This is a genomic window from Enterobacter cloacae complex sp. 6730903 (genome assembly GCF_048283985.1).
Taxonomy (GTDB): Bacteria; Pseudomonadota; Gammaproteobacteria; order Enterobacterales; family Enterobacteriaceae; genus Enterobacter; species Enterobacter hormaechei_C.
In genome coordinates, this window is the sequence record NZ_JBLVXX010000007.1 from 1 (window position 1) to 14,366 (window position 14,366).

Here is a 14,366-nt window from a genome sequence, read left to right on the forward strand (position 1 = left end):
TAGTCGTCGGCAGCGTCAGATGTGTATAAGAGACAGTATTATATATGCTTTACTTTAAATGCTTAAAAATGTTTTTAGGAATAAAGGAAGTATTCACTTCCCATAAAATTGTTAGCGTACCGCTTTGGCAATCCATCCCGACAGTTCCCGCAGTTCTTTTTCCTGCTGTGGGAAATCAACCAGTAGCGCCTCGCACTCCTGTTGCAGCATATCTGCCCGATAGAGACAGCCCTGCAAACGTGCAGCCAGCGCTTCTAACGGTGCCGGATTAAGACTATCCGTAAATACCTGGGTACGAGAGATATGGCCTTTCTCGACGTCAAAGTGCAGCTCAACACCGCCCCAGGTAAATCGCTCATCCAGCAGGTGTGAAAACGCCGGTGCCTGACCGAAATTCCACTCCCAGCTGCTCTGGCGGGCGAAGGTTTCCGCGAAGTTTGGCAGATCCGGGGTTTTATCCGGAGAAATCACCTCGGCTTCTACGCGTTCACCGTAATGCCTGAAAAAGGCCTCGCGGATCGCATCGCAAATGCGCTCATGGGTAATCCCCGGCAGGAGCTCCACCAGATTCGCCACGCGACCGCGCACGGAGGTAATGCCTTTGGCCTGGAGCTTTTTCTTGTCCGGGTTCAGATAGTTTGCCAGACGGCTCAGATCGGCATTCAGCAATAATGTGCCGTGGTGGAATCCGCGATCCATCGTTTCGCGGTAGGCTGAGCCTGACACTTTCCGGTCGCCTTCAGGCGTTTTCACGACCAGATCGTTACGTCCCGAGGCTTCAGCCGTCACGCCGAGTGAATTGAGCGCGTTAAGCACAATGGAGGTCGAGATGGTTTTGTCGTATTCCGGCTTGCCCGCCATAAAGGTAAAGCAGGTGTTGCCCAGATCGTGAAACACCGCACCGCCGCCGCTGCTGCGGCGCGCCAGGCGGACGTTGTCCTCTTCCATACGGCGGGTGTTACACTCTTTCCACGGATTTTGCGCGCGACCAATAACGACCGTATCGGCGTTGCGCCAGAGAAACAGGACGCGCTGGGTGGCGGGCATCTGGCGGAAGATGCACTCTTCCACCGCCAGGTTAAACCAGGGATCGTGAGAGTCAGAGATAAGCAGGCGTAACGTCGTCATGGCAGAGTTCCTTTTCCGAATCATCCGCCTACTTTACCACTATTCTTTCTTCTCGCTCTCTTCCTCTTCGGGAACCGACTTGCTGGCGGTTAACAGGAACGGTGACTGCTGCCAGCGGGTGCGCTTGCCTTGCAGCAGCGTACGCGCCAGTACCACGCCAATCGCCAGCGAGAGCAGCAGCATCAGGCGCAAAATATTGGTGGTGTTGTCCACCTGTTTGGCTTCGGTTGGCAGGGTGTGGGTGTCGAGTGTCAGACGTAAATAGCCAAGCGGACCATTCTTGCCCTGAATAGGTTCGACGATTTGTTGGTTGAAATAACCCCCGGCTTTTTTGCCGTCCAGCGCCAGCCTGTCGCGCACGTCAACATGCTCACCCGCGCGGGCAATCAGGTCGCCCTGTTCATCGTACACGCCTGCATCCAGAATACGGCTGTTTTCCGTAAGCTGGCGCAATACCTGGGCTATCCGCTTATCATCCGGCGTTTCGGTGCGCATAGACGGCGCAACGTTGAGCGTCACCTGGCGTGCCAGGGTACGGGCCAGCTCTTCAAACTGCGGGTTACGCTGTCGCTGGTGATTCTGGCTAAACCAGGATGCCCCCTGCATAAGCGCCACTAATAGTGCGAGACAGATCAGGACAATCACGGCGCGATGAAGCCGGAATTTCAGTTTTGCGCGAGCCATATTCCACCTGCTTAAAATTTACGGCTTAATGTTGCCAGAAGTGATGGTTACAGGGTAGCCTCATGCGTTATTTTCCCTCTGGAACCTTCCGGCGCGAACGAAATTACAGGAGCTTCAATGCCGAACATTACCTGGTGCGACCTGCCAACGGATGTCTCTTTATGGCCAGGATTGCCGCTCTCTTTAAGTGGCGATGAGGTGATGCCTCTCGATTACCACGCTGGCCGTAGCGGCTGGCTGCTGTACGGACGCGGCCTGGATAAGCAACGCCTCACCCAGTATCAAACCAAACTGGGCGCAGCGATGGTCATCGTTGCGGCCTGGTGCGTGGAAGATTATCAGGTCATTCGCCTGGCGGGTTCCCTGACGCAGCGCGCCACGCGTCTGGCGCACGACGCCGGGCTGGACGTTGCCCCGCTCGGCAAAATTCCGCACCTGAAAACGCCCGGCCTGCTGGTAATGGACATGGACTCTACCGCCATTCAGATCGAATGTATTGACGAGATCGCTAAACTGGCGGGCAGCGGCGAGCTGGTGGCGGAAGTCACCGAGCGCGCGATGCGCGGCGAGCTGGATTTCACCGCCAGCCTGAGACAGCGCGTGGCGACCCTGAAGGGGGCCGATGCTAACATTTTGCGTCAGGTGCGCGATGAACTGCCCCTGATGCCGGGGTTGACGCAGCTGGTGCTCAAGCTGGAGACGCTCGGCTGGAAAGTGGCGATTGCTTCCGGCGGGTTCACCTTCTTTGCCGACTACCTGCGTGACAAGCTGCGTCTGACCACCGTGGTGGCAAACGAGCTGGAGATCATGGACGGCAAACTCACCGGACAGGTCATCGGCGACATCGTGGATGCGCAGTACAAAGCCAATACGCTGACGCGTCTGGCGGAGAAATATGACATTCCGGTCGAGCAGACCGTCGCCATCGGCGATGGCGCGAACGATCTGCCGATGATCAAAGTTGCCGGGCTGGGTATTGCCTACCATGCCAAGCCGAAAGTGAATGAAAAGACGGAAGTCACTATCCGTCATGCTGATCTGATGGGGGTGTTCTGCATTCTCTCCGGCAGCATTAATCAAAAATAGCGGCCTGCTTTTGTAGGCCGGGTAAGCGTCAGCGCCACCCGGCGCGCAGACCGCACAGAAATAACGAGGTAAACCGTGGCGAAAGCTCCAAAACGCGCATTTGTCTGTAATGAATGTGGTGCGGATTATCCGCGCTGGCAGGGGCAATGCAGCGCCTGTCATGCCTGGAACACCATCACCGAAGTGCGTGGTGTGGCGGCTTCGCCGAGCGTGGCCCGCAATGAACGGCTGAGCGGCTATGCGGGCAATGCAGGCGTGTCGAAGGTACAAAAACTTTCGGATATCAGCCTGGAAGCACTGCCGCGCTTTTCCACCGGATTCAAAGAATTTGACCGCGTGCTCGGCGGTGGCGTAGTGCCGGGCAGCGCCATTCTGATCGGCGGTAACCCGGGCGCGGGTAAATCGACCCTGCTGCTGCAAACGCTCTGCAAGCTCGCCGAACAGATGAAAACCCTGTACGTCACGGGGGAAGAATCACTCCAGCAGGTGGCGATGCGCGCGCACCGCCTCGGCCTGCCGACCGGCAATCTGAATATGCTCTCGGAAACCAGCATCGAGCAGATCTGCATGATCGCCGAAGAAGAGCAGCCGAAGCTGATGGTGATCGACTCCATTCAGGTGATGCACATGGCGGATATCCAGTCGTCACCGGGGAGCGTGGCGCAGGTGCGTGAAACCGCAGCCTACCTGACGCGCTTTGCCAAAACGCGCGGCGTAGCGATAGTGATGGTGGGCCATGTCACCAAAGACGGCTCGCTGGCCGGCCCGAAGGTGCTTGAACACTGTATCGACTGCTCGGTGATGCTCGACGGCGATGCGGATTCCCGTTTTCGTACCCTGCGCAGCCATAAAAACCGCTTTGGCGCGGTGAATGAGCTGGGCGTGTTTGCCATGACCGAGCAGGGGCTGCGCGAAGTCAGCAACCCGTCGGCCATCTTCCTGAGCCGTGGCGACGAGATCACGTCCGGTAGTTCGGTGATGGTGCTGTGGGAGGGGACGCGTCCGCTGCTGGTTGAAATTCAGGCGCTGGTGGATCACTCGATGATGGGCAACCCGCGGCGCGTGGCGGTCGGTCTGGAACAGAACCGCCTGGCGATCCTGCTGGCGGTGCTGCACCGTCACGGCGGTCTGCAAATGGCGGATCAGGATGTGTTCGTCAACGTGGTTGGTGGGGTGAAGGTGACGGAAACCAGCGCGGACCTGGCGCTGCTGCTGGCGATGGTCTCCAGCCTGCGCGACAGACCGTTGCCGCAGGATCTGGTAGTATTTGGCGAGGTGGGGCTGGCTGGCGAGATCCGCCCGGTGCCGAGCGGTCAGGAGCGTATCTCCGAAGCGGCAAAACATGGCTTCCGCCGCGCGATTGTTCCGGCCGCCAACGTGCCGAAAAAAATCCCGGAAGGGATGAAGGTTTTTGGCGTTAAAAAACTCGCAGATGCGTTAAATGTCTTTGACGACTTATAATTACGTATTCGATTTTGCAGGAGGCACCGTAATTTATGTCATCATTTGACTACATCAAGACCGCTATCCGCCAGAAAGGCTGCACGTTGCAGCAGGTGGCGGACGCCAGCGGCATGACCAAGGGCTACCTGAGCCAACTGCTGAATGCCAAAATCAAAAGCCCCAGCGCGCAGAAACTGGAAGCGCTGCACCGTTTTCTGGGGCTTGAATTTCCGCGGATGCAAAAGAACATCGGCGTGGTGTTCGGTAAGTTCTACCCGCTGCATACCGGGCATATCTATCTGATCCAGCGCGCCTGTAGCCAGGTCGACGAGCTGCATATCATCATGGGTTATGATGAAACCCGCGATCGCCAGCTGTTTGAAGACAGCGCCATGTCGCAGCAGCCCACCGTGCCTGACCGCCTGCGCTGGCTACTTCAGACCTTTAAGTACCAGAAAAATATACGCATTCATGCTTTCAACGAAGAGGGCATGGAGCCGTACCCGCACGGCTGGGACGTGTGGAGCAACGGCATCAAAGCGTTTATGGAAGAGAAGGGCATTGCGCCTAACTGGATCTACACCTCTGAAGAGTCCGACGCGCCGCAGTTCCGCGAGCATCTGGGCATTGAGACGGTGCTGATCGATCCTAAACGCACCTTCATGAACATCAGCGGGGCGCAGATCCGCGAGAACCCGTTCCGCTACTGGGACTATATCCCGACCGAGGTGAAGCCGTTCTTCGTGCGTACGGTGGCGATCCTCGGCGGCGAGTCGAGCGGGAAATCGACGCTGGTAAATAAGCTGGCTAACATCTTCAATACCACCAGTGCGTGGGAGTATGGTCGCGATTACGTCTTCTCACACCTTGGCGGCGACGAGATGGCGTTGCAGTATTCCGACTACGATAAAATCGCGCTCGGTCATGCCCAGTACATTGATTTCGCGGTGAAATATGCTAATAAAGTCGCCTTTATTGATACCGATTTCGTCACCACGCAGGCGTTCTGTAAAAAGTACGAGGGACGCGAGCACCCGTTTGTGCAGGCGCTGATTGACGAATACCGCTTTGACCTGGTGATCCTGCTGGAAAACAACACCCCGTGGGTAGCCGACGGCATGCGCAGCCTGGGCAGCTCGGTGGACAGGCGGGAATTTCAGTCCATGCTGGTAGAGATGCTTAACGAGAACAACGTTGAGTTTGTCCATGTGGAAGAGTCGGATTACGACACCCGTTTCCTGCGCTGCGTCGAGCTGGTGAAGGAGATGATGGGGGAGCAGGGTTAATAACTTCCCCTCTTCCACCAGGAGAGGGGACTTTAATCTCCCTCTCCCTTTGGGAGAGGGCCGGGGTGAGGGAATCAGCCCACTCAATACTCAACCACCACCTTCCCACGCATATGCCCCTCCAGCACCTTGCGGTGCGCTTCGGTAATGCTTTCCACGCTTAGCCCGTGCAGCGTTTCGCTGAGCGAGCTTTCCACCACGCCGTTATCCACCAGCTTCGCTACCTCATTTAAAATCTCACCCTGACGCGCCATATCCGCGGTCTGGTACATGCTGCGGGTGTACATAAACTCCCAGTGCAGGGCGGCAGATTTAGACTTCAGCTTGTCCTGGTTCAGCGGATGCGCGTTTTCAACGATGGAACAAATGTGTCCCTGAGGGGCAATCAGATCGCTGACCGCATCCCAGTGCCCGTCGGTATCGTTGAGGATAAAAATGTAATCCACAAAGGTGAGCCCCTGTTTCGCCAGTTCACCCTTCAGGTCGCGGTAATTTACGACAATGTCAGCGCCGCGATCGCGACACCACCGGGCGGAATCTTCTCGTGAGGCAGTTGCGACGATCTTCACCTTGCTGTTGTGCTTCGCAAACGGGATCGCCAGCGATCCGACTCCACCCGCGCCGCCAATTATCAGCAGCGTTTTATCTGCGTCGGCATCCTGAATCTTCAGCCGTTCAAACAGACCTTCCCACGCGGTGAGCGCGGTTAAGGGTAGTGCAGCGGCTGCCGCCCAGCCGAGGCTTGCAGGCTTGTGCCCGACAATGCGCGCATCGATCAGCTGATGCGTGGTATTGCTGCCCGGGCGGGTGATATCCCCCGCGTACCACACTTCGTCACCCGGTTTGAATCCGGTGACGCCAGCCCCAACGGCTTTGACGATCCCGCTGGCATCCCACCCGAGAATGCGCGGCTCCTTCAGTCCGCTTTTAGCAATGCCTGCATGTACTTTGGTGTCCACCGGGTTTACGGAGACGGCTTTCACCTCCACCAGCAGATCGTGTTCGCCGGGCTGCGGCATCGGCGGGGTGATTTCAACGAAGGTGGAGGGATTTTCTGGGTTAACGGCAATGGCTTTCACTGACATGGTGTGCTCCTCAATGGCATGCGTTTTGTTGAGGCTAGTCTATTAAGTGGTCAGCTGCATGATAAGATGGACAATCCAGAACTCAGCGTTCGTACAGGGTGAACAATCATGTTTAAACAGCTTCAGGATATGGCGCTGTTTGCGCTGGTGGCCGAGATGGGCAGCTTTACCGCGGCGGCGCAGAAGGCGGAACTGCCGAAATCCAGCGTCAGCCAGCGGATTAGCCAGCTGGAGCAACAGGTGGGGATCCGCCTGTTGAATCGCACCACGCGCAGAATAAGCCTGACGTTTGCGGGCGAACACTATCTGGTGCACTGTCGTGAGATGCTGGCGGCCAGCGAGCGTGCGGAGTATGCCATTCAGCGGCTGCGCGAAAACCCCAGCGGGCGGCTGCGGATCACCTGTCCGGCGGGAATTGGTGCGACGCTGCTGGCGCATATGAATGCCGAGTTTCAGCTTCGCTATCCTGATGTGTCGCTGGATGTGTCGATCTCTGACGACGTGGTGGATCTGGTCGAGTCTGGCTTTGACGTGGCGCTGCGCACCGGCAAACCGCAGGATTCTTCCCTGATTGGCCGCATGATTGGGCACTGTCCGCGCTACATGCTGGCCTCGCCCCACTACCTGGCGCGTCGGGCGCCGTTAATCCATCCCCGACAGCTGGTGGAGCACCGCTGCATTACGCACCGGGCATGGTCGGAGTGGCTTCTGCGAAGCGAGAGTGAGGATTATCGGTATCTGCCGGATAACGCCCATATGACCGATAACCTGGTGTACGCCCGGGAATGCGCCATTGCCGGGGCGGGGATCACGCTGTTACCCGCATTCCTGCTGGAAGATAAGATCGAAAAGGGCGCGCTGGTGAAGGTGCTGCCGGCGTGGAGCGTTGAGGGAAACGATCTCTGGCTGGCCTACCCGAGCCGTAAGCTCAATTCGCCTGCGCTGATGAGCTATATCGACTTTGCGATGCAGTTTGATGAGGTGAAGCGGTATTACGTGGGCAAATAAAAAAGCCGGGTGGCGGCTTCGCCTTACCCGGCCTACACACTGTGCGGCCTGATGCCCTCACCCTGGCCCTCTCCCACGGGGAGAGGGTACAAACATAAAAAACGGCAACCGAAGTTGCCGTTTTGCTTTTATTTCGCAATACGCTTGTACTTAATACGCTTCGGCTCCAGCGCGTCTGCGCCCAGCGTGCGTTTCTTGTACTCTTCGTATTCGGTGAAGTTACCTTCGAAGAACTCCACCTTACCTTCGTCCTGGTAGTCCAGGATGTGGGTTGCGATACGGTCCAGGAACCAGCGGTCGTGCGAGATAACCATCGCGCAGCCCGGGAACTCCAGCAGGGCGTTTTCCAGCGCGCGCAGGGTTTCGATGTCCAGATCGTTGGTAGGTTCATCAAGCAGCAGAACGTTGCCGCCAACCTGGAGCAGTTTCGCCAGGTGCAGACGACCGCGCTCACCGCCGGACAGCTCGCCCACGCGTTTGCCCTGGTCGGTGCCCTTGAAGTTAAAGCGGCCAACGTAGGCGCGGCTTGGCATCTCGGTGTTGCCGATACGCATGATATCCAGACCGCCGGAAACCTCTTCCCACACGGTTTTGCTGTTATCCATTGCGTCGCGGAACTGGTCCACGGAGGCCAGCTTCACAGTCTCACCCAGGGTGATGGAGCCGCTGTCAGGCTGTTCCTGACCGGACATCATGCGGAACAGGGTGGATTTACCCGCGCCGTTCGGACCGATGATGCCGACGATAGCGCCTTTCGGTACGGAAAAGGTCAGATCGTCGATCAGCACACGGTCGCCGTAGGACTTACGCAGGTTAGTCACTTCCACCACTTTATCCCCCAGACGTGCGCCAGGTGGAATAAACAGTTCGTTGGTTTCGTTACGTTTCTGGTATTCAGTGTTGTTCAGCTCTTCGAAGCGTGCCAGACGGGCTTTGCCCTTAGACTGACGGCCTTTCGCGCCCTGACGCACCCACTCCAGCTCTTTCTCAATAGACTTACGGCGGGCGGCTTCCTGAGACGCTTCCTGCGCCAGACGCTGGTCTTTCTGCTCCAGCCAGGAAGAGTAGTTGCCTTCCCACGGAATACCTTCGCCGCGGTCCAGCTCCAGGATCCAGCCTGCCACGTTATCAAGGAAGTAACGGTCGTGGGTAATCGCCACCACGGTGCCTTCGAAGTCGTGCAGGAAGCGTTCCAGCCACGCCACGGATTCGGCATCCAGGTGGTTGGTAGGTTCGTCGAGCAGCAGCATGTCTGGTTTTTCCAGCAGCAGACGGCACAGCGCCACGCGGCGGCGTTCACCACCGGACAGGTTAGCGATTTTCGCATCCCAGTCTGGCAGACGCAGGGCATCGGCCGCGCGCTCCAGCTGCACGTTCAGGTTGTGACCGTCGTGCGCCTGGATAATCTCTTCATACTTGCCCTGTTGTGCAGCAAGCTTGTCGAAGTCCGCATCCGGCTCGGCGTATTTGGCATACACTTCATCCAGACCTTTCAGGGCGTTAACCACCTCGGATACCGCTTCTTCAACGGATTCACGTACGGTGTGTTCCGGGTTCAGCTGAGGTTCCTGCGGCAGGTAGCCGATCTTGATGCCAGGCTGCGGACGGGCTTCACCTTCGATGTCTGTATCGATGCCGGCCATGATGCGCAGCAGGGTGGACTTACCGGCACCGTTGAGACCCAGAACACCGATTTTTGCGCCCGGGAAGAAGCTCAGCGAGATATTTTTAAGAATATGACGTTTCGGCGGGACAACTTTGCCGACACGATGCATGGTATAAACGAATTGAGCCACGTTGGACTTCGCCTCTTTTATCGTGATGAGAATGAATTTCAGCCTCGAAGTGTAGCCTTTTTCACGCCCTAATCCCAGCCAGGAACGTCGGGAGTGTTAAAACGCGCAAGAAAGGTAAAAAAGTGTCCATGACGTGGCGCGTTGTGGGATGCCTGGTTAGCATAAGTTGATGTAACTTTGACGTGGCAAGACGCTGCAACTGACGAAAAACAATGAGGAAGAGCTTGTGGAAAAAGCCAAACGGGTGGTCTGGCGTCTGCTGGCTGCCAGCGTATGCGTAATGGCGGTAAGCCAGGCGGTGCATGCCGATTCACTGGATGAACAACGTAACCGCTATGCCCAGATTAAACAGGCATGGGACAACAAGCAGATGGATACCGTTCAGGCGCTGATGCCGACGCTGAAGGATTATCCGCTGTATCCGTATCTTGAGTATCGCCAGATCACGGACGATCTCATGAATCAACCGACCGTCACCGTGAATAACTTCATTCAGGCGAACCCGACCCTACCGCCTGCGCGCACCCTGAAGTCCCGGTTTGTGAACGAGCTGGCCCGTCGCGAAGACTGGCGCGGCCTGCTGGCTTTCAGCCCGGATAAACCGGGCGCGACGGAAGCGCAGTGTAATTACTATTATGCGAAATGGGCGACCGGTCAGCAGGAGGAAGCCTGGGCCGGTGCGAAAGAGCTGTGGTTGACGGGCAAAAGCCAGCCAAACGCCTGTGACCCGCTGTTCAGCGCCTGGCGCGCCTCGGGCAAGCAGGATCCGCTCTCTTACCTGGAACGTATTCGCCTGGCGATGAAGGCCGGAAACACCCGGCTGGTCTCCGTGCTGGCGGGCCAGATGCCCGCGGATTATCAGACCATTGCCTCGGCCGTTATCAGTCTGGCAAACGATCCTAATACCGTGCTGACGTTTGCGCGTTCCACCGGCGCGACCGATTTTACCCGCCAGATGGCGGCGGTGGCCTTTGCCAGCGTGGCGCGTGATGATGTGGAAAACGCCCGGCTGATGATCCCGCAACTGGTGCAGGCCCAGCAGCTTAATGACGATCAAACCCAGGAGCTGCGCGATATCGTGGCGTGGCGACTGATGGGAACAGATGTCACCGACGAACAGGCGCGCTGGCGTGACGATGCGGTGATGCGTTCAAACTCTGTCTCGCTGGTGGAGCGTCGCGTGCGCATGGCGCTGGGAACAGGCGATCGTCGTGGCCTCAATACCTGGCTGGCGCGTCTGCCGATGGATGCCAAAGAGAAAGATGAATGGCGTTACTGGCAGGCGGACCTGCTGCTGGAGCGTGGGCGTGACGATGAAGCCAAAGAGATCCTCCACTCCCTGATGCAGCAGCGCGGATTCTACCCGATGGCGGCAGCGCAGCGTCTGGGCGAGGAGTACACCCTGAAGATCGACAAAGCGCCAGCCAACGCGAACCCGGCGCTGACGCAGGGGCCGGAAATGGCGCGCGTGCGCGAGCTGATGTACTGGAATCTGGATAATACCGCGCGCAGCGAGTGGGCGAATCTGGTTACCAGCCGTACCACCGATGAGAAAGCGCAGCTTGCCCGCTATGCGTTTGATAATCGCTGGTGGGATCTGAGCGTGCAGGCGACGATCGCCGGCAAGCTGTGGGATCATCTCGAAGAGCGTTTCCCGCTGGCTTACAAGGATCTGTTCGATCGCTACACCAGCGGCAAAGATATTCCGCAAAGCTACGCGATGGCGATCGCCCGTCAGGAGAGCGCCTGGAACCCGAAAGTGCGTTCTCCGGTGGGTGCCAGCGGCCTGATGCAGATTATGCCGGGCACCGCGACGCACACGGTGAAGATGTTTAATATTCCAGGCTACAGTAGCCCGTCCCAGCTGCTGGATCCGGAGACCAACATCAACATCGGTACCAGCTACTTGCAGTACGTCTATCAGCAGTTCGGTAATAACCGTATCTTCGCGTCAGCGGCGTACAACGCCGGGCCTGGCCGCGTGCGGACATGGCTTGGCAACAGCGCAGGGCGCATCGACGCCGTGGCGTTTGTCGAGAGCATTCCATTCTCGGAAACGCGCGGCTATGTGAAGAACGTGCTGGCGTATGACGCCTACTATCGCTACTTCATGGGGCAGAAAGATACCCTGATGAGCGATGCCGAGTGGCAGAGACGTTACTGATCGGCGCGGGTTGTGTTATGCTGTACTCGCTAATGAGTACAAGAGGCAGCATAACATGACCCAGCATTCCCCGTATTCCTCGGCCATGGCCGAACAGCGTCATCAGGAGTGGCTTCGTTTTGTGGAGTTGCTCCGCCAGTCTTATGACAAAGATCTGCATTTACCGTTGCTACAGCTGATGCTGACGCCAGACGAACGTGAAGCGCTGGGCACGCGGGTACGCATTATTGAGGAACTGCTGCGCGGCGAAATGAGCCAGCGCGAGCTGAAAAACGAGCTGGGCGCGGGTATCGCGACCATCACCCGGGGTTCAAACAGCCTGAAGTCGGCGCCGGTTGAACTGCGTCAGTGGCTGGAAGCGGTATTGCTGAAAAACGCCGGATGACGGCTTCGGCTTATCCGGCCTACAAACTTAACGATAAATCGCGTTATGAAAAGGACTTAACGCCAGAATAACGGCCTGGTGGTAAACGCCTGAACGCGTAAGCTTGCCACCCGTAAAGACGCCAATCGCCCCCTCTTTACGACCAATTTCATCAATGCCGGTGTAGTGCGACATTACCGGCCCCAGCGCCTCACCCGCGCGGACTTTCTCCAGTATGACTTCCGGTAGCGGCAGCGTGGCTGAACGCGCTTCGCCGCGCTGCTCACGGCTTTCAATGACAACCCAGCTGAAGGTCGCCCCTTCGTCGATACCTGCTTCAATCGCGACCCAGAAGTCAGCGTCTGGCGCGGCGGCTTTCGCATTCGCCACGCGATTTCGTGCGCCAGCGCGTGTTTCCTCGCTGCCAAACGGCTGTTCCGGCACACCGCTCTCGACGCCGACGGCGTCAATATGGCAGGATCCTTCGCCGAAGATCTCTTCAAATGCCCTTAGAATTGCCTGAATTTTGGCAGGATTGGTGGTAGCAGAGACAACATGGTGCATAATTAAGCTCGATTTAAAAAATTCATCGCAGTATAACGGAAAAAAAGCATGTTACAGGTATACCTTGTTCGCCACGGTGAAACGCAGTGGAACGCCGAGCGACGTATTCAAGGCCAGTCAGACAGTCCTCTCACCGACAAAGGTGTGCAGCAAGCGTGGCAGGTGGCAGAGCGCGCCAGAACGCTGGGTATCACTCACGTCATCTCCAGTGATTTAGGCCGCACGCAGCAGACGGCACGCATCATCGCCGATGCCTGTGGCTGCGACGTGATCCTCGAACCGCGCCTGCGCGAGCTGGATATGGGTGTGCTGGAAAAACGTCCTATCGATACGCTGACGGAAACCGAAGAAGGCTGGCGTCGCACGCTGGTGAACGGCACTGAAGATGGTCGCATCCCTGAGGGGGAATCCATGCAGGAGCTGAGCGTGCGCATGCATGCCGCGCTGGCCGAGTGCCTGAAACTCCCGGCAGGTAGCCGACCGCTGCTGGTGAGCCACGGTATCGCGCTGGGTTGTCTGGTAAGCACCATTCTGGGACTGCCGGCTTACGCCGAGCGTCGTTTGCGTCTGCGCAACTGCTCCATTTCCCGTATCGACTATCAGGAAAGTGCCTGGCTGGCATCGGGGTGGGTGGTTGAGATGGCAGGGGACATTTCGCATCTTGATGCCCCTGCACTGGACGAATTGCAGCGTTAACGACGTACCGGAATCAGGAATTCCATACGCAGATTGATAGGGCCTTCTTCCGGTTTAGCATCTTGCGCCGGATAGTAGCGCTCAATGTCCTGACCTTTACGGCGATTCAGATTCAGCATCGGCATGCAGGTCCCGTAAACGGTCAGGATGAACTCCTGAACGCCCGTTCCTAAACCTTCGTATGAGAACATCACATACTCGCCGCCTTCCAGCACGACAGGCTTCGAGCCATGAATGTAACCGTTCGCCATGTCAGGCGTCAGCGCCGTGGTATAGAACACCTCCTGCTCGTCATCTTTTTCCTGGCTTGGATGCGTTTCGTTCAAACCATACAGAATCGGCGGGATCGCCGGAGCGTGGCTTAAAAATTCGCGCCAGAACTGAACGCGCATCTGATGGCGGAACTCGGAGATCTGCTCCAGGGAGCAGGAGTAGCTCTGCGTGGTGCCGACCAGGTGCGTTTCCGGCAGGGAGATGATTTCATATTTTGGCATCGCGAACTCGCCCAGACGCAGCGGCGGACGCATACCAAAGGAGCTCCAGTCCGGCGAGCGGCGATAAAGCGCTGGCGTTAACGAGAACTGTTTTTTAAAGGCGCGGGTGAAGGTTTGCTGCGAATCGAAACGATATTGCAGGGCAATATCCAGGATTGGTCGCGCGGTCAGGCGCAACGCAACAGCAGACTTTGATAAACGACGTGCGCGAATATAGGCACCGATAGCATGACCGGTGACATCCTTGAACATCCTTTGCAGATGCCACTTGGAATAGCCTGCTTTTGCCGCCACATTATCCAGTGACAAAGGCTGGTCGAGATGACCTTCCAGCCAGGTGAGCAGGTCGCGAATAATTCCAGCCTGATCCATATACTATCCTCATCCTTAAAACTGCCGCAGGTGCCTGTTTACAGGTTAGCGGATAATAGCATTTTCTGACGTTTTAGCATTCAGTGTTTTTTTTGCGCATAAATGCTTTTTGTGGTGATTTATGTGCGGATATATTCTAATCCTGTGATCTTGCTACATTTTTATCTAACCTGTTGAATAATCGCTCAGCGTAATT

The 14,366-nt window shown here is 57.1% G+C and carries 13 protein-coding genes; 7 read left to right on the plus strand and 6 right to left on the minus strand.

Features of this window, described 5'->3' with window-relative positions:
- Positions 1-111: 111 nt before the first annotated feature.
- Complete coding sequence (gene lplA, locus ACNQ0W_RS05115; protein WP_062932390.1) at positions 112-1,128, minus strand: lipoate--protein ligase LplA; 1,017 nt, start codon at positions 1,126-1,128, stop codon at positions 112-114.
- A 39-nt stretch (positions 1,129-1,167) separates the two neighbouring features.
- Complete coding sequence (locus ACNQ0W_RS05120; RefSeq protein ID WP_015572615.1) at positions 1,168-1,812, minus strand: YtjB family periplasmic protein; 645 nt, start codon at positions 1,810-1,812, stop codon at positions 1,168-1,170.
- A gap of 117 nt (positions 1,813-1,929) precedes the next feature.
- On the opposite strand from ACNQ0W_RS05120, the gene serB reads away from it, so the two are divergent.
- The 3 genes from serB (at position 1,930) to nadR (ending at position 5,627) form a co-directional block, all read left to right on the plus strand.
- Complete coding sequence (serB, locus tag ACNQ0W_RS05125; protein ID WP_032647175.1) at positions 1,930-2,898, plus strand: phosphoserine phosphatase; 969 nt, start codon at positions 1,930-1,932, stop codon at positions 2,896-2,898.
- 75 nt (positions 2,899-2,973) lie between these two features.
- Positions 2,974-4,359, plus strand: a complete 1,386-nt coding sequence (radA, locus tag ACNQ0W_RS05130) for a DNA repair protein RadA (protein WP_047052516.1) — start codon at positions 2,974-2,976, stop codon at positions 4,357-4,359.
- A gap of 35 nt (positions 4,360-4,394) precedes the next feature.
- Positions 4,395-5,627: a multifunctional transcriptional regulator/nicotinamide-nucleotide adenylyltransferase/ribosylnicotinamide kinase NadR gene (nadR, locus tag ACNQ0W_RS05135; protein ID WP_062932388.1), complete on the plus strand. Its 1,233-nt coding sequence runs from the start codon at positions 4,395-4,397 to the stop codon at positions 5,625-5,627.
- A gap of 83 nt (positions 5,628-5,710) precedes the next feature.
- Here the strand turns inward: nadR and ACNQ0W_RS05140 are convergent, their stop codons facing one another.
- Positions 5,711-6,712, minus strand: a complete 1,002-nt coding sequence (locus tag ACNQ0W_RS05140; protein ID WP_062932387.1) for a zinc-binding alcohol dehydrogenase family protein — start codon at positions 6,710-6,712, stop codon at positions 5,711-5,713.
- 108 nt (positions 6,713-6,820) lie between these two features.
- On the opposite strand from ACNQ0W_RS05140, the gene ACNQ0W_RS05145 reads away from it, so the two are divergent.
- Positions 6,821-7,720, plus strand: coding sequence for a LysR family transcriptional regulator (locus ACNQ0W_RS05145; RefSeq protein ID WP_015572618.1), 900 nt, complete (start codon positions 6,821-6,823; stop codon positions 7,718-7,720).
- A gap of 128 nt (positions 7,721-7,848) precedes the next feature.
- On the opposite strand, the gene ettA is transcribed toward ACNQ0W_RS05145, so the two are convergent.
- Positions 7,849-9,516, minus strand: a complete 1,668-nt coding sequence (gene ettA / locus ACNQ0W_RS05150) for an energy-dependent translational throttle protein EttA (protein WP_003856515.1) — start codon at positions 9,514-9,516, stop codon at positions 7,849-7,851.
- 226 nt (positions 9,517-9,742) lie between these two features.
- Here ettA and sltY point away from each other — a divergent pair, with 226 nt between their 5' ends.
- Positions 9,743-11,680 (plus strand): murein transglycosylase, encoded by a 1,938-nt coding sequence (sltY, locus tag ACNQ0W_RS05155; RefSeq protein WP_062932386.1) that lies wholly within the window; start codon positions 9,743-9,745, stop codon positions 11,678-11,680.
- 55 nt (positions 11,681-11,735) lie between these two features.
- Complete coding sequence (gene trpR, locus ACNQ0W_RS05160; protein ID WP_003856511.1) at positions 11,736-12,065, plus strand: trp operon repressor; 330 nt, start codon at positions 11,736-11,738, stop codon at positions 12,063-12,065.
- A 27-nt stretch (positions 12,066-12,092) separates the two neighbouring features.
- Here trpR and yjjX read toward each other — a convergent pair whose 3' ends face one another.
- Positions 12,093-12,608: an inosine/xanthosine triphosphatase gene (gene yjjX, locus ACNQ0W_RS05165; RefSeq protein ID WP_015572619.1), complete on the minus strand. Its 516-nt coding sequence runs from the start codon at positions 12,606-12,608 to the stop codon at positions 12,093-12,095.
- 48 nt (positions 12,609-12,656) lie between these two features.
- Between yjjX and gpmB the strand changes: the two genes are divergently transcribed.
- Positions 12,657-13,304, plus strand: a complete 648-nt coding sequence (gpmB, locus tag ACNQ0W_RS05170; RefSeq protein ID WP_047052512.1) for a 2,3-diphosphoglycerate-dependent phosphoglycerate mutase GpmB — start codon at positions 12,657-12,659, stop codon at positions 13,302-13,304.
- Here gpmB and robA read toward each other — a convergent pair.
- Positions 13,301-14,170: an MDR efflux pump AcrAB transcriptional activator RobA gene (gene robA, locus ACNQ0W_RS05175; protein WP_062932385.1), complete on the minus strand. Its 870-nt coding sequence runs from the start codon at positions 14,168-14,170 to the stop codon at positions 13,301-13,303. The genes gpmB and robA overlap by 4 nt on opposite strands.
- Positions 14,171-14,366: the final 196 nt, after the last annotated feature.

Bases quoted from the DNA above. Each gene is read 5' to 3' on its own strand.
- lplA (WP_062932390.1), bottom strand. From the start codon at position 1,128: ATGACGACGTTACGCCTGCTTATCTCTGACTCTCACGATCCCTGGTTT.
- nadR (WP_062932388.1), top strand. From the start codon at position 4,395: ATGTCATCATTTGACTACATCAAGACCGCTATCCGCCAGAAAGGCTGC.
- serB (WP_032647175.1), top strand. From the start codon at position 1,930: ATGCCGAACATTACCTGGTGCGACCTGCCAACGGATGTCTCTTTATGG.
- trpR (WP_003856511.1), top strand. From the start codon at position 11,736: ATGACCCAGCATTCCCCGTATTCCTCGGCCATGGCCGAACAGCGTCAT.
- ACNQ0W_RS05140 (WP_062932387.1), bottom strand. From the start codon at position 6,712: ATGTCAGTGAAAGCCATTGCCGTTAACCCAGAAAATCCCTCCACCTTC.
- ACNQ0W_RS05145 (WP_015572618.1), top strand. From the start codon at position 6,821: ATGTTTAAACAGCTTCAGGATATGGCGCTGTTTGCGCTGGTGGCCGAG.
- ACNQ0W_RS05120 (WP_015572615.1), bottom strand. From the start codon at position 1,812: ATGGCTCGCGCAAAACTGAAATTCCGGCTTCATCGCGCCGTGATTGTC.
- yjjX (WP_015572619.1), bottom strand. From the start codon at position 12,608: ATGCACCATGTTGTCTCTGCTACCACCAATCCTGCCAAAATTCAGGCA.
- robA (WP_062932385.1), bottom strand. From the start codon at position 14,170: ATGGATCAGGCTGGAATTATTCGCGACCTGCTCACCTGGCTGGAAGGT.
- gpmB (WP_047052512.1), top strand. From the start codon at position 12,657: ATGTTACAGGTATACCTTGTTCGCCACGGTGAAACGCAGTGGAACGCC.